The sequence below is a fragment of the Streptococcus parasanguinis genome, assembly GCF_009717775.1.
GTDB classification, from domain to species: Bacteria; Bacillota; Bacilli; order Lactobacillales; family Streptococcaceae; genus Streptococcus; species Streptococcus parasanguinis_AG.
This window is the reverse complement of the sequence record NZ_WMZF01000002.1, coordinates 75475-96762: the sequence shown is the minus strand read 5'-3', so window position 1 is coordinate 96762 and position 21288 is coordinate 75475. Positions and strand designations below refer to the sequence as shown.

Below are 21288 nucleotides of genomic sequence, written 5' to 3'. Positions count from 1 at the left end.
TTTTATAGGGCATCTGACTCGCCCTCTTTTCATCTGCTTCGCTTCACTAGGTAAACGCTTACGATTTTACTATAGCACTCAAAAAAAGGCCTGTCAACACTTGACAGAGCCTTTCCTAAAATTTTATAAGATCAACTTCCCCAATTGATCAAGAGATACATGAGACTCGAGCCAAACATATCTGCCAAGGCATGCATGAGGAAAAATGGCAAGAGATTCTTGACGACCTTCTTGTACATGAAGTAATAAAAGAGTCCATAAATGACGCCAATCACAAGGGCCCAGAGAAGCCCTTGATAGGTGTGGAAAGAAAAACGGATCAGGGTTGAAAAGGCCAGCGCCTTCCACTTGTTCTTCTCACTCACCGAAGTCATTAAGCCCAAAAAGAAAAATTCTTCATAAAATCCATTGAGCAAACCATAAGCAATCGCCATGGGACTCAAAGCCATGAACTTATGGAGGATCTGCATGGGATCGATATAAGGCCAAAGACTCGGACTTAGGTAATTGTATTCACCCGAGACTGTTGAGATAACATCCCCAAAAAGTCCCATCGCTGCAAAGAGCAAAGGCACCCAGATCAAGGTGGACCACTTGAAGCGGATCGGCAATTGTTTAAAATCAAAGCGACGGAGTAGCAAGTAAAGAAGAGCTAGAGCCAGCAAGATCAACTGCAAGGTCATATTGCTGGAATAAGCAGCTCCTTCACTTGCAGTATTGCTACTGTTTGTGGCTACTGCAGTCTGCGCGACTGGCTGAAAACTGGCTAAAAACAGCTGGGTCGAGCGGACAATGAATTGCCCAAAGAGAATGGCCGTCACAATGCCAATATCAAACCATTTGAGCTCTTTTAAGGGCTGTTTGGGTCGTATTCTGTTAAAAAATATCATCTTTCATCCTTCTATTCCCACCATGGAAGTATTTTTGTTTCTCTTACTTTAGCAATCATTGCTTAAAGAAGAGTTAACCTAGAGAAAAAAACGACCTTTTGGCCGTTTTATTTTATATTGAAGACAACGTCATCTTAAAAACTTTCCTTAGGTGAGGACGGACGTCAGCGAACTTCTTTGAAGTTCCATGACTTAGTTTTGAGCCTCTTCGCTTTTTAATTTATAGTCTCAAAACTCCCGAGTGTTTGAAACAATCATGTTTCAAACACTTTTCTCACAGCGGAAAGTTTCAGTATATTGTTGATTCATTTTAAAAATTAAAAATCATTTTTCTGCAGAATCACTTAACCTATTTTATTTAAAACATAGGTTATCAACATTCTGAAACAACTTTTCGGCCGTTTCCATTACACAATTAGTCTAACAAATCTTGGATTCTATCCAGATATTGGTTGTCCGTCACTGCCATCACGCGTACCTCCGCTGGCCATACAAAATCTGGTCCTAACTGGCTCCGCAGGGGCTGCTCTTCTGCATCTCGATAGCCAATGATATTGAGTTGATACTGGTCTCTGACCGCCAACTCTCGAATACTCTTTCCAACCCAGGCAGATGGAACGGTAAACTCAACCACGACCACCTCATCATCCAACTGGAAAACTTCAATCCGGTGTTGGAAAAGAATCATTTTAGCGAGGGACATGCCTGCTTCTACCTCCGGCAGGATGACCAGATCAGCCCCAATCTTTTCAAGAACTTCCTTGGTCACTTCATTCTTGACCTTGGCAATGACGTGCTCGACGCCAAGTGCCTTACAGTGCATGACCGCCAGGACACTTGATTCCAGATTTTCACCTGTTGCGATGACAACTGTGTCACAGTTCCCAATATCTGCCGCATCCAGGAGGTCCATTTCCGTAATGTCTCCAACAATTCCAGTTGTAATCATAGATTCATACTGGTTGATCACATCTTCATGATCGTCAATTGCAATGATATCCACATCCTGGTCCTGCAGAGTTTTTAAGACACTCTGTCCAAAAATCCCTAATCCCAGAATTCCAATGGTTCGATTTGCCATAAGTCTCTCCTATCCGATAATGATGTCTGCCTTGGCATATTGCAAGGCATCTGCTTTTTTGGCTTTGTAATTGTTCAAGCTGACCATAAGGGTCAAGGGGCCGATCCGACCGATAAACATGAGCACCATGATGATCCCCAGCCCTGCTCCATTTAAAGTCGAGGTCACATTGGCCGTTACGCCCACTGTCGCTAAAGCCGATACCACCTCAAAGACCAAGTACAGAAAACGTTGACCATCCGGCGTCACAAGACAAAGGCCAAAGAGCCCCAGGATAAAGGTCAACTGGAAAATCACTGCTGTGCCCAAAGAGCGTTGCACCAAGTCTGGTGCGATGGTACGCTTACCCAAATTGGTATGTGGTAATCCAAGTAATTCCTTGCGAGCCAAAAGAACTAAGACCAGGAATGTCGTAATTTTCATGCCCCCTGCTGTCCCACCAGGTGCGCCACCTAGAAACATCTGCAAGAGATAGATAAAAAGTGTCACTGGCCGAACTGCTGTATAATCTAAGGAGGCAAAACCGGCCGTCCGCATGCTGACAGTTTGGAAAAAGCTGACCAAGACCTTCTCTCCCAATGGCAGGGACCCAATGGTTGCCGGATTATTAAACTCGGTCAAGAGGCTGGTTACTGTCCCAAAGAGGAGAATCGCAGCTGTTAACCAGAGAACCACCTTGGTGTGAAAGCGAAGAGTCCGTCGTCCGGATTGGTTACGGGCCTTGGTGACCAGGTCAAACCAAACCATAAAGCCCAAACCCCCTGTAATAATAAGGGCAGACAAAGTCAGATTGACCAACCAATCGGTCTGGAAGCTCATCATACTATCGCCCCCAAAATTATCAAAGCCCGCATTACAAAAGGCGGAAACCGCGACAAAGATAGAGTTAAAGATTCCATGGCCCCAGCCGAAGCGAGGAATGAAGCGAATCATGAGGAACAAGGCTCCCAGTCCTTCGATGGTAAAGGTGGTAATGAAAATAGAGCGCACAAAACGGGTCAAGCTTTGATTATTGCTAAAGCTAAAGCTGTCCCGAATAGTCTGCCGGTCCTTGAAACTGAGCTTTTGGCGGCTTTCCATAAAGAAGAGACCAATAAAGGTCAAAATCCCTAGGCCTCCAATCTGAATCAAGAGCATACAAATCAATTGCCCCCAGCCATTATAGGTCGAAGCCACCGACTGGGTAAAGAGCCCTGTCACACAGACCATAGAGACCGCGGTAAAGAGGTGGTCGATGTAGCCTGCTGTTGAGCTTACTTGCTGGACAAAGGGCAAACTCAGTAAGAGAGAGCCCATCAGGATAACCAAGGCAAAGCTGAAAAAGATCCGCCTTGCTGGAGACAGACCTTTGATCTTGGACTGCCATCGTTTAAAATATGATTTGACTAACATAACTTCATTGTATCATAAAAAGAGAATAGACCTACAAGTAATGAACCATTTCTAGGCATAATTCTAAGGCCTTCTCAAAAGCTTCTGAGCCCCAGTCACGCTGGTCATAATGTTCCAGATCTGCTAGAGAATCTGCGGTAAATAGGAGCAAGCCCCAAACCGCCTCACGAAGCTGGGCCACTGCAGCAAGAGAGGCACATTCCATCTCCACCACACTACACCCTTCTTCGATGCGATAGGCCACCTTGTCAGGTGTCTCCCTATAAAAGCCATCGGTCGACCAGGTCATGACCTCTTGATAAGGAATGGACGCTTGTTTGAGAACTGCTTCAATAGCAGTCAGTGCGCGGCCGTCCACCTCTATATAACGCGAAGGCGCGACATAATGATAACTGGCTCCTTCATCTCGCAAGGCCTTGGTCGGGATTAAAAAAGCATTTTCTTCTATGTCCACCAAGACCCCACAGCTACCTGCCGATATAATCTTCTTCACCCCATAGCCAATCAACCAATCCATGAATTGCGCAGCAGCTGCAGATCCAACTGGCGCCTGGGCCAAGCAAATCTTCTCTCCTTGGTCCTCCATGACATAAACTGGATAAGTCTTGGTAGCTGAGACAAAGCTAGCTACTTGTTTGGCTCCAACAGCTTCCGCAAAGCGATCAATCTCATCCTCCAGGAAAGCATAGATGCATTTTTCAGGTAGGTGCAGGTCTAACCCCTCATGGGTCGGCATAATGACTGCCTGTGGATTGTCATCAAACTCTAAAATAGGAATTTCATGTTTATGGATCATTGTTTCTCCTTTTTGACGGGTATTTCTTTGATGACCCGGGCTGGGTTTCCTGCAAGGACCACATTGTCTCCAAAGGACTTGGTGACCACTGCTCCTGCGCCAGCAACCACATTGTCACCCAGCGTCACACCAGGAAGAATGGTGACCCCTCCTCCTGCCCAGAAGTTATCTCCTATCGTAATCGGCGCCCCGTACTCGAGACCAGAATTGCGCTCGTCTGGATCCAGTGGGTGCAAGGGCGTCAAAAATTGGCAATTGGGACCAATCATGGCATTCTTTCCAATCGTAATGGGACAGATATCCAACATGGTCAAATTGTAATTGGCATAGAAATTTTCTCCCAGATGGATATTGACCCCATAATCTACAAGAACCTGTCGATTAAGATAGAGGTTTTCACCGGTTGATCCAAACCACTCTTTGATGATGGATGCCCCTTTTTTGGGATCCACCTCTTGGTTAAAGGCCTCTTGTTTCTCCCGAGAGGCTTTTGCCAAAGCCCGTAATTCAGGGTCCGCAGGTCTATAATAGTCACCCGCAATCATTTTTTCATATTCACTGGCCATAAGGAAACCTCCACGTTATTTTGACATATTATAGCAGAATTCCCCCTTTAAAACAAACGTCAGAATAAGGGTTTGCAAGAAAAAAGATCACAAACGCTTAAAAATAATTAAAAACACTTGCATTGGCTTAATAGATAATGTAAAATATAGGCAAGAACAGAAATAAGGAGCAAGCTCATGTATCAGGAACAGCGACTCGAAAAAATCCTAGAACTTTTAGAAGAGCGAAAACAACTATCGGCCAAAGAAATGGTCGACTACTTCAAGGTCTCAAAAGATACCATCCGTCGTGACTTCGCTCTCCTTAGCCAACGCCAGCTGGTTCGCAGGACACACGGTGGTCTCCTTCCCTTAAACAAAGAACCTGGCCCTTCTTATCTAGACCGCAGTCAAAAGGCCAACAAGGAAAAGACTGCCATGGCTCAAAAAGCCTTGCAATGGATCCAAAATGGCCAAGTGATCTTTCTCGATGCCTCTACCTCAATCACTTTGCTGGCAGGCCTGCTTGATGGAGATCTTACAGTCTATTCGCATTCCCTTGACAATGCCATCCAGCTCAGTAGCCATTCTCAGGTTGACTTTCATCTTTTAGGAGGAAAATTCTACCCTAAAAACCGCTTTTACTATGACGCGAATCAAGCACAAATACTGGACAATCTTCGCTTTGATCTCGCTTTTTTTGGAGCGAGTAGCTTAGCCAATGGTGAAGTCACCTTTGAGGATGCCGAAGACGTTGCCGTCAAGTCTCTCGTTTTTGAACGAGCTCGTACCAAGGTGCTGGTGGCAGAAAGCATCAAGTTCTCCCAAAATGCCAACTACTATCTCGCTCATCTCAAGCAATTTGACTATTGGATTACCGACCAAAAACCAAGCCCGGAAATCCTAAAACAAGTTGGCAACGAAACCACTATTCTTTACTAGGAGGTAATTTTATGTCTCACATCCGTCTCATCATCAGCGATATCGATGGCACCATCTTAAATGATCTACACCAGATCGATTCTGATTTACTGACTCTCATCCCAGATTTGAAACGCGAAGAGATTCCTTTCGTTCTGGCCTCTGCTCGTTCTCCCAAAGGGATGGCTCCTATTGCCAAAGAGCTCGGTATAGAAGACTGCCCCATGGCCTGCTACAACGGGGCCTTGATTCAAAAAGGCGAGCAGGTTCTGTTTGAGCATCCCTTAGACAAGAATGAAGCTCGTCAGTTTATCGACTGGGCCAACCAACACTTCCCTCAAGTTTCGATCAACCTCTATAGCGGAAAAGACTGGATGACCGACCGCCTTGACCAATGGAGTCAAGAGGAGGCCCGGATTACAGGAGAAAAACCTCTCATTCTCCCCCTATTGGATCCTTTGCTGGATCCGACAAAGCCTCTCCACAAATTGCTCTTAATTGGAGAAGCAGAAGAGATCCAAGCCCTCTATCGTGCTATTTCTGCCGATGACTTCCCTTCTACCGCCTTTTATCTCTCCAAAGCCAACTACCTAGAAGTTACTGCTAAGCACGTCTCTAAAGAGGATGCTCTGGTTGAACTCGCCAACCACTACCACTTGAGCTTAGAAGAAGTCCTCACCATGGGGGACAACTTCAATGACCTTCCTATGCTCAAAAAAGCAGGCATCGGTGTCGCTATGGGCAACGCTCCTCAAGAGGTGAAAGACGAAGCAGCAGTCGTGACAAAGGACAATAATGAAAACGGGGCTGGGCAAGCGGTTGAAACCTATGTGTTGATCTAGTCATCCGTTTAAAAAGGACGTCGAGTATAATACCCGACGTCCTTTTTGACGAATGTATAGCACTAAAACTACATCATTTTCATATAAATGCTATCCCAACAATGTCTGCAGAATTGGAACCACAATCACAAATAAGACTGTGCTGAGAGTGACCACATTCGTTGAAAACTCAACATCGCCTTTACCTTGATTGGCAAGGATAGGAAGAACTGCCAAGGCTGGTGTTGCTGATTGAATCATAAAGGTTCTAAATTCTGGTGCCACCATATTTGGAGAGAAGAACTTCAGAACCAAGAGCATGATGACCGGTGCAAGAATAAAACGACCAACCAGTGTGATAATGGTATCTTTATCAAAGCGAATGGTGTTCAAACCTGCCTTAGCTAGGACGATACCGATATAGACAAGAGATAAGGGCGTTGTTAAACTACCAATATAAGTCAAGGTGCTTTCCGCAAAACTTGGAACAGGAATACGTAACACCAAAAAGACGAGGGCTACGAGAAAACCTAATAAAGGAGCTGGGAAAAGCTTCTTCCAATTAAATTTTTGAGCCTGTTTTGAAGCCCCTTCTTTACTATCAGAAGTCATTAGATAGACACCTAATGTCCAAGTAGATACTGTATTTGTAATATAATAAACCAAGAAGTAAGGAAGGGCTTGATTTCCAAACAAAGCGATATTTAAAGGCAAACCAATAAATATGGTATTGGCATTAACAAAGGTATTAATCATGGTTCCTCGACGACCCGGGCGCACTTTAAAAACTTTCACTGCGATAAAGGCCGCTAGGTAACCAAGAATGAAGGCGATAAAGGTATACAACAAACCGCCAGACAAGCTAATCAATTTATCTAAAGTTAAATATTTAAGAACAGAGGTAAAAATTGCAACAGGCATGGCCACGTTCATAATCAGTTTAGATAAGTCATTTCCAAAACTCTCTTGGAACCAACCGCGGACTTGCAAGAAATAACCAAGAATGATGATGACAATAATGGGTACAATACTCTGAATTGACGTTATAAAGATTTCCATAGTCTCCCTTTCTATATAATAGGACATACAGCAAAAGGCGTACGAGGCATCCAGCCGCACTCGTACACCCCAATTAAATTTACTTATTTATACTCTGGATACCACTTCAAATCACGAACTGCTTTGGCCATATCTGTTTCCTTAGCACGCGCAAGACCTTGCTCTTGTGCTTTTTTAGCGACTGCTTCTGCTACTTTAATAGAAACATCTGCTACATACTTGAATGGTGGCAAGACAGGAGCTCCTGGTTGGCCTGGATTGACAATACCACTCAATGAATGAGCTGCTGCTCCAATCATTTCATCAGTCAAAAGACTTGCTTCAGAAGCCAGCATACCTAGACCAAGACCTGGGTAAATCAAGGCATTATTGGCTTGACCAATCACATAGTCGACACCTTTATAAGAAACTGTATCAGCAGGAATTCCTGTTGCGACAAAAGCTTTGCCATCTGACCATTCAATCAAATCTTTGGCACTAGCTTCTGCTAGTTTGGTTGGATTTGACAAAGGGAAAATCATCGGACGTTCTGTATTTTCACACATAGCTTCTACTATTTCTTTAGTGAAGGTATTAGGTTGAGTTGAAGTTCCTACAAGAATGGTTGGCTTCACAGTCTTCACTACTTCAAGAAGGTCCGTCAACTGATCTGCATTGGCAAAATCAGAACGTTTCTTAGCAAATGGTTTTTGTTGCGGCGTTAAGTCATCCATATCATCAAAAAGGAGACCTTGTTTGTCGACCATAAAGAAGCGTTTATAAGCTTCTTCTTCAGGTAGACCTTCACTAACCATTTCACGAAGGACACGAGAAGCAATCCCTGCACCAGCAGTCCCACCACCATAGCAGAGATAAACTTGATCCGTTAATTTTTCACCTGTAATATCCAATGCCCCAAAGATCCCACCTAGGGTAACAATACCAGTTCCTTGGATATCATCGTTAAAGGTTGGGATTTGCTTCCGGTATTTTTCAAGGATGTTAGCAGCATTTAAGCGACCAAAATCTTCCCAGTGCAGATAGAGTTTAGGGAAGAGGCGTTCTGCAGTTTGAACAAATTGATCGATAAAATCATAATAACGATCTCCACGCACACGTTCGTGACGATTTCCTAAGTAATTAGGATTGTTACGCAATTCTTCACGGTTGGTACCTGCATCAATGACCAAAGGAAGCACCGTTGAAGGATCGATTCCTGCAGCTCCAGTATAGACCATCAATTTCCCAACAGAAATATCAACACCATTTGTACCCCAGTCACCAATACCGAGAATACCTTCTGCATCTGTCACAACAATAAGACGAATTTCACGGTCCCCTGCTGCATTTTTCAAAGTTGCTTCGATATTTTCAGGATGATTGATATCAAGATATGCGGCATATTGTGGATCTACAAAGAGATCGCTATACCCTTCAATGGTATCAGCAATGGTTGGGTCATAGACAATGGGATTAAATTCTTCCAAATGTTGAGCAAATAGGTAGTAAAATAGAGTACGATTTGTATTAAAAATTTCCATTAGGAACAAACGTTTTTCCAAATCATTAACCTTTGTTTGCATTTGCGCATAAGTTTGCGCTGCTTGTTCTTCAATGGTTTGAACGTAAGGTGGTAGGAGGCCAATGAGACCTAGTTGCTTACGTTCCTCTAAAGTAAAGGCAGTTCCCTTGTTAAGGAAAGGGTTGTTTAAAATATCATGTGCAGTCATCATGTGACCTCCTTATTTATTTTATTCTATTATAACACTTATTTTCTTTAAATGACACTTTGTTATGTATATGATACAATATGAATGAATCAGGCAATGAATGTTCAGGCGATGCAACCGAAAATGATGCGATTTCAAAAGATAACAAAATAATAGGTTTATCCATCACTTCCTAGATAGTCACGGTCATCTCTTAAAAAAGCCTGTTCCTTTCCACCTTTTAGAAGGTTATTCTCATCAAAAGATCCACTGTTTTCAGGTACTCTTTTTTCCACTTATGATGATCAATACCTATAAAAACCATAGATAATAAATCTAAAATATGTTTGTTATAAAATACTTTGTTTTGTTTAAGGTGTTATTTTTGTCATTTAAAACTTGTATTCTGGTTACATGAAAACAAAACATTATTTACAACGGTATATAGCGCAAAAGGTCAAATATTTGCGAAAAAAACAAAACATGAGTCAAGAGGAGCTATCGGAACGGGCAGATCTTGGATTAAAATACATCAATCAATTGGAAAATCAAAACGTGAATCTGACCATTCACAGTCTTGAAAAAGTCATTTCTGCTCTTGAGTTAACGCCTGAAGAATTCTTCAATTTTGATTCACTCGAAGCGTCTTCAGATCCTACTGACAGCCTTTCACTTAAGAGAGTAAATATGAAAATTAAGCAACTTCCAGTTGGAAAAAGGGAGAAGATCCTAACGATTTTCGAAGATCTTTTAGATAGCCTTTAATGGTCCTCTGACTCACCTCAGATTGTAACAAACAAAAAATCATATAGTCAAATTAGCTATCACGGATAATTTTTGCTTATCCATGTCTGTCTATTTAGAAGAGGGAGCCCAATGAATCTTAAGGACTTTTATTATTTTCTTGATCTTAGTCAACAGCAATCCTTTACTGGGGTTGCCCAAAAACACGGGATCAGTCAACCATCCGTTTCCTATGCGATTAAACGACTAGAAAAGGAATTTCACTGTCCATTAATCGCGCACGATCCTTCTCATCGTACTTTCAAATTGACGCCCCAAGGAGAAATCTTGCTACGACATATTCAAAAGGTCTTACCTGAGATTCAAGGGGCCAAAAAAGAGATCCTCCGGAGTCTCTCTCAATTCAATACGGTTGGTTTCCCACCAATCATCATTGACTATCTTGTCCGAAAACAACCCGCCTTTATCAGTAATGTTGCAGCTCTTCAAAGTATCCATCCTGTCCAAGAAGGATCTGTTGAACTTTTAGAAATGCTTTCCAAAGGAGAACTAGATGCTAGTTTTTTAGGGAGTTTAGAACCGATTAAAGATCATCGCTTCCAGGTAAGAGAAATGGCCAAACGAGATCTCTTCTATATCCTTCATCACAACCATCCACTAGCCTCAAAAAAAGTATTACAATTTTCAGACGTCATCGATGAAGATTTTATCATTCCAGACGAGCACTTTGTTCATTTAAAAGCCTTTGAACAGTTGAATGAGCGCTATCACCATGAGGCTACGCCCTTCTTTCAGACGGATGATATTCAGCTTCTAAAACAACTCCTTCGTAAACAAGTGGGGATCAGTTTACTAGCAGATCTTGCACTAACAGATGGTGAAGAAGAACTGATCGCGATTCCGATGGCAGAAAATGAACGGATCAGCTTTTACGTTTCACTAGTTGAACCGAAGGAAAGTAATCTCAAACCGGAGGTCATCCAATTCTTTGAAAAATTACTAAACTAGTCGTAGTCTTTGTTCTTAGTGCTAATGCAGAAACATAAATAAAGTGACTAGCTAGTATTTTTTACGACTAAAAAATAGAGTAGAAATGCCGATAAAATAAGGATTCCTGCAAATTGCTAGGAATCCTATTTTCTTTCGCATGTATTGTATAATTAAATTATTTTGTGTATATTCCACTTATTCGACTTTTTATTAATAATTAGAGATATAAAAAGCTCGGAAACCCTTGATTATTATACCGTTGACAAGTTTTTCAAAAACCTGTATGATAGAAAAAAGTTTATTAAAAAGGGGACGTATTTTGAAAAAATATACTATTTCACGTAAACAAACTTTAACTTTAGCTTCCGTTGTTTTAGGAACTGTCTTCACAGGAACGACTATTGCTTCTGCTGATGACGTTGCACCTAGCACAACCCAAGCTGCTCCTGCAGCCACTACAGCAGCAAAATCACCTATCACGGCTGCAACAGAAGAAATCAACGCCAAAGCCAATACACCAGTTGTTCCTGCTGATAAAGCAAAAACTGGGGATATCATCGCTGTGGACGTCAAAAAAACTGGCCCATCTGCTAAAACAGACGGTGCAGACACCACCACTACTTCAACAGCAACCATCAAAACGACTAGCTTAGCAGATCCAAACACACCTGTTGGCACTTCAAAACCGGTCTCATCTACTAAGACAGCTACATCAACCAAGGAAACAGCGGACTACACTGAGACAACAACTGAAACAGTTAATAAAACAACTGTAGTCGAAGTGACAAAAGAAGCCGATGTGGTCAATAAAAAAGAAGTTCAAGCAACATCAGACATCGTCTTTGTCATTGACAAATCAACTTCAATGGATTCTCACATCAGGGATACGATGAAGAATGTCGAGACCTTCGTTCGCAATCTATCGGCAAAAAATATTCAAGCTCGTTTAGGATTGGTTGAATACGAAAGAGCTAGTGAAGTTAAATACCATGATTTCAATGGATCTAAGTTCACAAGTGATCCAGAAAGTTTCATTTCTGCTTTGAAAACCATCAAAACTAAAGGCTACTATGAAAATGCTACTGTTCCATTGCATCATATCGCTACTTCAGGAGACTACAACTGGGGGACTGGGGCAAACAACCATCGCTTTGCTTTCTTGATTACAGATGAGGACATTGATCTTACAAAGGATACACCAACCAAAGAAGCGACACTGAAAGCCCTTCAAGATGCTGGTATCTCTTTGACAGTGGTTGGTGAAACACGTGAAAAAAAAGACTTTGATCCATTGGTCAATGGAACAAATGGTCTCTACCTAGATATCGACAAAAACTTTGCTAACTTGTTGAACGTTCAATTTGCCAATAAAGTCGTTGAAACTGTCCAAAAAGGTCGTGTCTTCAAAGTCCAAACAGACAAGTATGAGTTGATCTCAAAATCTCATCGTGTGGCGAAAGCAAAACCACAAACATCTAGCATCCAAACGCCTGCAACACCGACTCCTACTCCTCAAAAACCGGCTGTTGTAACACCTGCGAAACCGACCGTATTTACACCTGCTAAAAACGAGCCTGTGAAAACGGAAGTTTATATCGCACCAGCAGCTCTTCCTCAAAAAGAAGCAAGTCTTCCAAATACAGGAAGCAAGACCTCAATTGCCTTGACAACTCTTGGCCTTGGTCTTCTTAGCATGGGTGCTGCCTTCGGCCTCTCTCGTAAAACAAAAAAAGACTAAAGCGAAAAGCCTAATTAGTTGATGAACTGCACCTCAAAAGTTAGACAGAAAAATTCTAATTTTTGGGGTGTTTTATTATGAGATTTAGTTATAAAGATCAAATCCCAATCTATGAACTAAAAAAGCAATCAAAAAATATGGGGTAAACCTTTCAAATCTTAGATCCTTCATCTGATTGAATTCTATTCTCAACTAAGTGTTGTTCTTGAATTTGGGCTTCCATGTAAACGCTCTATCTCCAACTCTAGATGTGCTATAATCTAGTTAATAGTAACAAGGAGGTTCTCCTATGAATTCCTATAAAATCAGCTTATTCCGACTTGGTATGCTCTTACCAGCGTATTTTATTTTTAATTATGTTTATTCTATCATTTATAACTCTGCAGGATTTGCTTTTACCATTTTGTGGCCGATATATTACTTATCCTTTGTGATGATTCTGCTAGGAAATATTTTTATCTTTAGAGATCTCTCAAAAATAAAATCATCCGTCGAAGATGATGGGTTTATTCAAAAGACTTCTACTATACAGTTAGTTCTAGCTACAATTGGAGCTTTCATACAAATAATAGGTTTTCCCCTTAATTACATCGAAAACTATTCCCTACTAGCTAGCGCCAGTATTGTCTACTCTATTATCCTCATTATCGGAATTTATCAGAAAGTCATACTTGAGCAAGATAAAGATGTTTCATCTATACTTGGTTTTGTCTTTGGAATTACAGTTCTTTTTCTCTCTAACCTAGTACTACTCACCACTCCTTCTCCAATAGCCAAATACTCTACTTCTTCATTCAGACAAGAATTTCAATCGCTTGGGCTAAAGGGTAAAGTTGAGTTAATTGACCAACACAGAGAGATCGAAGCCTTTAATGGAACAGTATACAAGTTAACATATACTGAACATTTATCTGACGGAACTATTTTAAAAGAAGATACTACCGCAAAAATTCATAAAATAAGCGGAGAACATTTATCAAATTTCTTTCTTCTTTCAGGAACAGATCTTGAAACACTTCTTAATGATAAAGAAAAGGCACTGTTTCACACTGTCAAACAAGATGAATTCAGTTTCTTACTAGATGTATACAAAGAAAGGCCGAATTTCCAACAAGAAGAAGAGCGTATCAAAAATGCTACTGCTGAAAAAATAGATAAACTCTTTACGACACCAATAACTTCTAGTTTTAAATTTGGAAAATATCCAATAGAAAACTACTATGTTGCAATTATGGCGCAGGCTGTCAGCAATCGAGAAAAAGGAGATTTTGACGCAGCTGGCTTTTATAATATTACAACAAAAGATCTCATGAAAAACAAGGGACTTACTCTCGATTTTGATTGTGACCTTACGAAAATCAAGGCAGAAAATGGTAGTCCTTTAGATACCTTTAAGGAAAAAATCTTATCTTTACCAAAAAATTCATTTTCCGATGGAATCTATAACATCAGTTGTTCTTATGATGAAAATGGAATAAAAAAGAAAGTTACTTGCCCATTTGTTGTTGAAGATGGTGTGGGACACTTTGAAAAGGATGTCATCGAAGGAAATCAAACAAATTAGTTATTTTTGATACTAAAACAGGCAATACTGATACGACTTCTACTATCTGCAACCCTCGTAAAAAAGCCTAATCAAATGATTAGGCCTTTTTCAATCTCTATTTCAAAAACTCTACCATCCATTGTTCGAGACAATCCATAAATCGTTGGACAGCTGGTGACACTTTCTCTTTTTTAGGGAGGGCCATCCCAAGGGAAACGAAGCGCTTGGGACTAAGAGGAACTTGTGCCACTTCTTCTTTCCAGTCTCTTGCAATCATGGCTTGGTTAAAGCTGACTCCTAGACCAGCCTTGACCATCTGATAGGTCGTAAAGCCGTCCTTGGTGGTGAATCTGGTCTGCAAATTAAGGCCTTCTTGCTGTATTAAGCGGTCTTGGTCTGTATCTTGACCAGGTAAGGTATGGATAAAGTCTTCTGCTTCCAGATCTTTAATCTTATAATTCTTTTGTTTGGCCTTGGGATGTTCTTTGGGTAGCCAAACCACCAAGGGGTCTCGATACAATTCTTTCCAGCTGTACTCTCCACTATCCTGAGGCTCCGCGCATAGACAAATATCGACAGATTTCTCGGCTAGCCATTTGGCAATCTCCTTATTACCACCTTCTAAGAGAGTGATCTGAATGGATGGATAGGTTTCTGAGAATACCTTTAAGAGGCTAGGCATCCACATAGAGGACACGCTAAAGTAGCAGCCAATCGTGATGGACCCTCGAATGACTCCCTTAATGTCCTCACTGACTTCGAAAGCTACCTGATTGGCAGCCACAATCTCTCTAAAATAGGGTAGCATCAATTGACCGTTTTCCGTTAAGCGAACGCCCTTTTTATTACGGATGAAAATCGGAAACTCCAACTCCTCCTCTAAACTCGAAATCATTCGTGTAATCCCTGACTGGGTATAGTTTAGCTGTTCTGCAGCTGCTGAAAAAGAGCCGGTCTCACTTGCTACTATGACAGCCTGGCATTTACTAGCGTCCATAAGTTTCTCCTTCATTTTATCCATTCCATTATATCATAGATAAGGTGAGTTTTTGCCATTTGTGTTATATCAAAATTTATTTTAAACTATTACCATCAACAAAGAAAGTGAAACATTCAAATGAAGAAACAACTGAATTTTGCCAACGACTATTTACAAGGAGCACATCCGAACATTCTCAAACGGATGGTGGAAACCAACCAAGTGGAAATGACAGGTTACGGGACGGACCCCATTACCCAAAGTGCCATCGAACGAATTCGCGAGGCCTGTGCCTGTCCCCAAGCGGAAGTCCGCTTTCTCATAGGTGGGACCCAGACCAATCAAATCATGATTAATAGTCTCCTGCAATCCTATCAAGGGGTGATCGCTGCAAAAACTGGTCATGTCAGTGTCCATGAGGCTGGGGCTATTGAATTTGGTGGCCATAAGGTTCTAGAACTCGATACAGAAGACGGAAAATTGACCGCCCAACAAATCAAAGAAACCATTGAAGATTACTGGGCAGATGGCAATCACGAACACATGGTCATGCCAGGCATGGTTTATATCTCACAACCAACGGAACTAGGAACGCTCTACAGCAAAGCAGAGCTGGAGGCTATTTCACAAGTCTGCAAAGAGTACACCGTTAAACTCTTTGTCGATGGAGCCCGTCTGGCTTATGCGCTGGCCTGCCCTGAAAATGATGTGACTCTAGCTGATCTCGCGCGCCTCTGTGATGCTTTTTACATTGGAGGCACCAAGTGTGGGGCCATGTTTGGAGAGGCTGTTGTCATTCCCAATCCTCATCTTCTTCCTCATATGACCACCATTATCAAGCAACACGGTGCACTCTTAGCCAAAGGCAGACTGTTAGGGATTCAATTTGATGAATTGTTCAAGGATCATTTATATGACAACATCGGCCAAGATGCCATCACCTGTGCCAATCAGATCCGTCAGGCTTGTAAAAAAGCGGGACTCCCTCTCCATTTTGAAAATCCAACCAACCAGATTTTTTGCTTAGTAACTAAAGAGCAAATGGAAAAACTCTCTGAAAAAGTGGTCTTCTCCTTCTGGGAAAAGTATGATGATGAACTAACCGTCATTCGTTTTGCGACCTCCTGGTCCACTCGGAAGGAAGATGTAGAGGCCTTGTGTCAGGTGATTGAGTCACTCTAGGGCCTGAAGGAATCGGTCACCCACCTCATTTATGATATAATAATCCTGATAGAGGGAGGAAACCAATGTTACAAGAACTAGCCTTTACAGGGCAATGGAGACACTATCAAAAACGCGTTCTCGATAAGAGTGACGCTTTTATGGCGGATGGCCACCTGCATTTGGTAGCAGCTCCTGGCTCTGGAAAAACAACCCTGGGAATCGAATTTATCAGACGCTTCGGCCAGCCAACCCTGATCTTGGCTCCAACGGTCACCATTCGTCAACAATGGGTGGACCGGATTATCCAGGCATTCTTGAGTGATGAAAGCCAAGCGGAGCAATTGATCTCTCAGGACCTCAAACATCCTAAGCTGATTACAGTGGCTACCTATCAGGCCCTACACAGCGCCATGAACCAAGTCGTCGGTCAATCGCAAGCTGAAGATACTGATGACCAGGCAGAGATTGAAACGTTTGATTTCAAAGGTTTTGATATCTTCTCTACTTTCAAAGCCATCTCACTTGGGACCCTTTGTTTAGATGAGTGTCACCACCTGCGCAATGAATGGTGGAAAAGTCTAGAAGCCTTTCGTCAGGCCTTTCCTGACTTAAAGATGATCTCGCTCACCGCTACCCCTCCCTATGAGGGGGATCCTGCCCTTTGGGATCGCTATATCCGCATGTGTGGTGAGATCGATGAGGAAATCACCGTCCCCGAATTGGTCAAAGAAGACACCCTTTGTCCCCATCAAGACTATGTTTACTTTGCCTTTCCAACCAAGGAAGAGCAAGAGCAGTTGGACGCCTTTAGCCAACAAAAGAATGCTTTCTTGCAGCAACTGACTTCCGATCCCCTCTTTTGCCAATACCTCCAAAACTGCCAAGCCTTATCGGGTCAGATCAGCGATGATGAATTGCTCAATGATCCCAAGTATCTCTCTGCTACCCTGATCTTTCTTCGAAGCAAGGGAATCGTCTTTCCCAAACGTTTCCAGGACCTCTTAGGAGCTAAAAAACTCCCTGCTTTCACCATGGATTGGCTTGAAATTCTCCTGCAAGGTCTGCTCTTTCAGGTACCTCACTGGTACAATCTACCAGAGGAATACGAGAAACAAGTCCTCCATGAACTAAAAGCAGCCAGCTTAATCGATCGAAAACAAGTTAAACTAGTCCGCAACAAAAAACAAGACCTTCTGCTCAACCAATCCCTCGGAAAACTCAATGCGGTTCGAGAGATTTTCAAGGAGGAATACAAGGCGCTTGGAAGTCGACTGCGCCAATTGGTCCTAACAGACTATATTCGTCAAGATTTCGAAGTTCATCTCGGAGATAAAGATGCCCAATTCACTCAGTTGGGAGTTCTCTCCTATTTTGAATCTATTCGCAGGGAAAGCATAGAGCAAGCAACTTCTCCTGCCATCGCTGTATTGACCGGTAGCATCGTCATCATACCAACGGTCGCTAAGCCAAGATTAGAAGACCTTCTAGGAGGGAATCGACTGAATTACCAAAGCGTCGGCCAATTATCTCCTGATGACTTTCTCAAGGTTCGCTTGGTTGGTTCTCAACATGATTTGGTGACAGCCGTAACCCAGCTCTTTCAAGAGGGGCTCATTCAAGTCGTCATTGGAACCAAGTCTCTTCTAGGGGAAGGCTGGGATGCACCTTGCGTTAATTCCCTGATCCTAGCGAGCTTTGTCGGCAGTTTTATGCTCAGTAACCAAATGCGAGGTCGTGCCATCCGAGTGTGGCCTGAGGATCCAGACAAGACCAGTAACATCTGGCACCTAGTCTCCATCAATCTTTCTCTAAAGAAATGGTATGAAAAGTCCGATCTTGAAAAGGAAGAAATCGAGGCTATCACTGATCAACTGAAAGAATACAGTCCTGATCTGGAGCTCTTAGAAAGACGGATGAAGCAATTTTTAGGCCTCCATTACAAGGAGCCCTTCATCGAATCCGGTATCGAACGCCTAGCCTTTGACAATATCCGCTATACCAAAAAACAGCTGCAAAAACTCAATGAGGAAACCTTAGAGCGCTCCACCCATCGCCAAGAGCTCCGAGACGGCTGGCAAAAAGCCCTTCCGATTCTGGAGAATATGGAGATTGCAAATGAGGTCCAAGTGGATAAACACTTCCTGCCCCTAGCCCTATTTTTTGACGCCAGGAAGCTAGCTCGTTGGCTGACGGCCGCCACTTTGACCGATGCTTTCGCCAACCTTTTTTACTATTCACATAGAGGAGGAGGGAATAAAGCGTCTCTAATTCTTCTATTCTTCCTAGCTGTTTTCGCTCTCCTTGCTTGGCTCCGCTACTATCTCTATAAGAGTCCTTATAAACGGCTAGAAATCTTTGGCCAGGCTATTCACCAAGCCCTGCTCCTTTCTGGCCAGATCCAGACCCAGGAGACCCGTATCCAAGTCGTACGAGACAGAAAGGATGCCATCAACACGCTGATCTATTTGAAGGGCGGAACCATGCGGGAGAAGGAACTCTTCTCGCAAACCATGATCGAGTTTTTCGCGCCGATTGAAAATCAGCGCTATATCCTGAAAGCACAGGAAAAAGTATCCGATCAGACAGAATATTTCGCTGTACCAAGCCTCTTTGACAAACGGAAAGAGGATGCTCAAGCCTTTGTGGCGCAAATTCGAAAGAGTCTGGGCAAGTATGACCTCGTCTATACCCGAAGTGCCGAAGGCCGTGCCATTCTCCTTGATGCGCGCATCAAAGCCTTAGCTAACAAACAAGAGCGCACCTTCACCAAGAAACAAGTGATGTCGGATTTGAAATAAGAATTTATTTCACAATAAAAGAAAAGTCTAGTAGTTTCATTTCTACTAGACTTTTTCATTACTCAAGCACAATCATAGACTTAATCGTCTTACGTTCATCCATATCTTTATAAGCTTGATTAATCTCTTCCAATTTATAACTTGTGGTAAAGACACGTCCTGGATTGATATCGCCGTCAAGAACTGCTTTTAACAAAACTTGTTTGTCATAAGTAGTAACTGAGGCTGCTCCACCTGCCACTGAGATATTTTGGGCAAAGGTCGAACCAAGGGCACGGTTATTGTAGTGAGGCACACCGACAAATCCCATGCGTCCTCCATTATGGAGGACTCCGAGAGCTTGCTCAACAGCTGCTTCTGTACCGACACATTCGAGAGCTGCATCTGCTCCGCCTCCAAGGATTTCACGAACCTTGGCAATCCCTTCTTCACCACGCTCAGCCACAACCGCTGTCGCGCCTGACTCCAAGGCCATCTGTTGACGGTCTTGGTGACGGCTCATAAGGACGATTTGAGATGCACCACGCATCTTAGCTGCGATCACTGCACATTGACCAACGGCACCGTCCCCAATGACCACGACTTTGTCACCTTTTTGCACATCTGCTACACGCGCCGCATGATAGCCCGTCGGCATGACATCTGCTAGTGTCAAGAAGGATTTAAGCATAGCTTCTGTATAATCAGAAGGTTGCCCTGGAATTTTGACAAGAGCCCAGTTGGCGTATTCGAAGCGCATGTACTCTGCTTGCACCCCGTCAGACCAGTTGGTGCCAATATGGCGGTCACAAGTCCCATCATAGCCAGCACGACAGGCATCACACTCCCCACAACCATGGGTGAAAGGCGCAATGACAAAGTCTCCTGGCTTAACCGTTGTAATGGCCTCACCGATTTCTTCCACGATCCCAATAGCTTCGTGGCCACTATTTTGATGACCTGCTTCAATATCCGGATTGCGGTAGCTCCAGAGATCGGATCCACAGACACAGGTGCGAACGATGCGGAGAATGACATCATCTGGCGCTTCGATGCGTGGACGTTCTACTTCTACTAGACCCACTTGCCCAGCTTTTGTATAAACTGTTTTCTTCATAGGAACAACCTACTTTCTATTGCTTACTTACCTACAGTATACACTTTTTCTTAGGCTTCTGCTCGTACCAACTCGTCATTAATGATGGTGATGATCATGCCCATGACCTTGATCCACTTCCAGTTCTTCGATATTTCGCTTGTGGGCGCGGTGGGTCGCCAAGTCTTCATCCACTTCGATGGTAACATTTTGAAATCCACTCTCTTTGAGCAAGGTGCGGATAGACTCTTTACAGACCTCCATATGCTTGACATGCTCCAGACAAACATGGACAATGGCGTTTTTTTCCAAACCATCCATGGTCCAAAGATTGAGCTGATTGATACTAGCGACATGGTCCAACCGCTCCAAATCACTCTTGACTTGCTGGATATCTACTCCTTCTGGCACGGCATCCAAGAAAATCTTGAGCGTGCTCCAAAAACGTGGAATGGCTTTTGACAGAATAAAGATGGAAATGGCAAGAGATAAGAGCGGATCCAGAATATACCAGTCGGTAAATCGGAGGACAATGGCCATTAGGATGACAGCCACCCAGCCCAGAGTATCTTCCAGAAAATGCAGGCTGAGAATGGATTCGTTCTTGGTTTGCCCCTTGCGAATGACGAGACTCGCTAGCACATTGATGCTGACGGCTATGATTCCTAGCCAAAGGATTCCCTCATCGTTGACAGGTTGTGGATGAAAGATTTTCGTTATATTTTCCAAAATAACCAGAACGGACCCTGTCATGAGAATCACTGCCGTTACCATGGCCCCTAAAAGGCTAAAGCGCTTGTAGCCCAAGGTATAGCGGCTGTCTTCTTCGCGATTGGAGATACTTTCCAAAAAGGCGGAGATCCCAATAGCGATCGCATCTCCCAAGTCATGGACCGAATCCGCAAGGACAGCGCTGGATCCAAAAATCCCTCCTGCAATAAACTCAACAATGGCATAACTCAAATTCAAGAAAAAAGCGATCCAGACCGCATGTTTTGTCTTCATAATCCTTAATCCTTTGTTATAATAGATTCATGAACATCATGTTCATTATCATTATC

General features: G+C 42.9%; 18 protein-coding genes. 8 read left to right on the top strand and 10 right to left on the bottom strand.

Annotated elements, in window-relative coordinates:
- Positions 1-131: 131 nt before the first annotated feature.
- From GMC92_RS04660 to GMC92_RS04640, 5 genes are all read right to left on the bottom strand, one after another.
- Positions 132-890 carry a CPBP family intramembrane glutamic endopeptidase gene (locus tag GMC92_RS04660; RefSeq protein ID WP_049497959.1) on the bottom strand — a complete coding sequence of 253 codons (759 nt, stop codon included), beginning with the start codon at positions 888-890 and terminating at the stop codon, positions 132-134.
- A 415-nt stretch (positions 891-1305) separates the two neighbouring features.
- Positions 1306-1971: a potassium channel family protein gene (locus tag GMC92_RS04655; protein ID WP_049490379.1), complete on the bottom strand. Its 666-nt coding sequence runs from the start codon at positions 1969-1971 to the stop codon at positions 1306-1308.
- A 9-nt stretch (positions 1972-1980) separates the two neighbouring features.
- Positions 1981-3363, bottom strand: coding sequence for a TrkH family potassium uptake protein (locus GMC92_RS04650; protein WP_049497958.1), 1383 nt, complete (start codon positions 3361-3363; stop codon positions 1981-1983).
- Positions 3364-3394: 31 nt separating this feature from the next.
- Positions 3395-4159: a nucleoside phosphorylase gene (locus GMC92_RS04645; RefSeq protein WP_155199875.1), complete on the bottom strand. Its 765-nt coding sequence runs from the start codon at positions 4157-4159 to the stop codon at positions 3395-3397.
- Positions 4156-4725, bottom strand: coding sequence for a sugar O-acetyltransferase (locus GMC92_RS04640; RefSeq protein ID WP_155199874.1), 570 nt, complete (start codon positions 4723-4725; stop codon positions 4156-4158). Before GMC92_RS04640 ends, GMC92_RS04645 begins: the two co-directional genes overlap by 4 nt.
- A 177-nt stretch (positions 4726-4902) precedes the next feature.
- Between GMC92_RS04640 and GMC92_RS04635 the strand changes: the two genes are divergently transcribed.
- Together GMC92_RS04635 and GMC92_RS04630 are read left to right on the top strand one after the other, a co-directional pair.
- Positions 4903-5646: a DeoR/GlpR family DNA-binding transcription regulator gene (locus GMC92_RS04635; RefSeq protein WP_070675302.1), complete on the top strand. Its 744-nt coding sequence runs from the start codon at positions 4903-4905 to the stop codon at positions 5644-5646.
- 11 nt (positions 5647-5657) lie between these two features.
- On the top strand, positions 5658-6467 hold the full coding sequence (locus tag GMC92_RS04630; RefSeq protein WP_155199873.1) for a Cof-type HAD-IIB family hydrolase: 810 nt from the start codon (positions 5658-5660) through the stop codon (positions 6465-6467).
- A gap of 90 nt (positions 6468-6557) precedes the next feature.
- On the opposite strand, the gene GMC92_RS04625 is transcribed toward GMC92_RS04630, so the two are convergent.
- Complete coding sequence (locus GMC92_RS04625; RefSeq protein WP_173019404.1) at positions 6558-7505, bottom strand: AEC family transporter; 948 nt, start codon at positions 7503-7505, stop codon at positions 6558-6560.
- 83 nt (positions 7506-7588) lie between these two features.
- Positions 7589-9214: a malolactic enzyme gene (locus GMC92_RS04620; protein ID WP_155199980.1), complete on the bottom strand. Its 1626-nt coding sequence runs from the start codon at positions 9212-9214 to the stop codon at positions 7589-7591.
- Positions 9215-9607: 393 nt separating this feature from the next.
- Between GMC92_RS04620 and GMC92_RS04615 the strand changes: the two genes are divergently transcribed.
- From GMC92_RS04615 to GMC92_RS04600, 4 genes are all read left to right on the top strand, one after another.
- Complete coding sequence (locus GMC92_RS04615) at positions 9608-9958, top strand: helix-turn-helix domain-containing protein (protein ID WP_023919061.1); 351 nt, start codon at positions 9608-9610, stop codon at positions 9956-9958.
- 111 nt (positions 9959-10069) lie between these two features.
- Positions 10070-10945 (top strand): LysR family transcriptional regulator, encoded by an 876-nt coding sequence (locus tag GMC92_RS04610; RefSeq protein ID WP_049490394.1) that lies wholly within the window; start codon positions 10070-10072, stop codon positions 10943-10945.
- Between the two features lie 301 nt (positions 10946-11246).
- The gene (locus tag GMC92_RS04605; RefSeq protein WP_241672890.1) at positions 11247-12665 is read left to right on the top strand and encodes a VWA domain-containing protein; all 1419 of its coding nucleotides are present in this window, start codon (positions 11247-11249) and stop codon (positions 12663-12665) included.
- 289 nt (positions 12666-12954) lie between these two features.
- A complete protein-coding gene (locus GMC92_RS04600) occupies positions 12955-14229 on the top strand; it encodes a hypothetical protein (protein WP_155199870.1) in 1275 nt (424 codons plus the stop codon).
- A 97-nt stretch (positions 14230-14326) separates the two neighbouring features.
- Here GMC92_RS04600 and GMC92_RS04595 read toward each other — a convergent pair whose 3' ends face one another.
- Complete coding sequence (locus GMC92_RS04595; RefSeq protein WP_049483781.1) at positions 14327-15208, bottom strand: LysR family transcriptional regulator; 882 nt, start codon at positions 15206-15208, stop codon at positions 14327-14329.
- Between the two features lie 120 nt (positions 15209-15328).
- Between GMC92_RS04595 and GMC92_RS04590 the strand changes: the two genes are divergently transcribed.
- Together GMC92_RS04590 and GMC92_RS04585 are read left to right on the top strand one after the other, a co-directional pair.
- Entirely contained in the window at positions 15329-16372 is a 1044-nt protein-coding gene (locus tag GMC92_RS04590; RefSeq protein ID WP_155199869.1) for a threonine aldolase family protein, read from the top strand.
- Between the two features lie 65 nt (positions 16373-16437).
- Positions 16438-19152, top strand: a complete 2715-nt coding sequence (locus GMC92_RS04585) for a DEAD/DEAH box helicase family protein (protein WP_155199868.1) — start codon at positions 16438-16440, stop codon at positions 19150-19152.
- A gap of 58 nt (positions 19153-19210) precedes the next feature.
- Here GMC92_RS04585 and GMC92_RS04580 read toward each other — a convergent pair whose 3' ends face one another.
- The gene (locus tag GMC92_RS04580) at positions 19211-20248 is read right to left on the bottom strand and encodes a zinc-binding dehydrogenase (RefSeq protein WP_155199867.1); all 1038 of its coding nucleotides are present in this window, start codon (positions 20246-20248) and stop codon (positions 19211-19213) included.
- A 78-nt stretch (positions 20249-20326) separates the two neighbouring features.
- Positions 20327-21232 (bottom strand): cation diffusion facilitator family transporter, encoded by a 906-nt coding sequence (locus tag GMC92_RS04575; protein WP_155199866.1) that lies wholly within the window; start codon positions 21230-21232, stop codon positions 20327-20329.
- Positions 21233-21288: the final 56 nt, after the last annotated feature.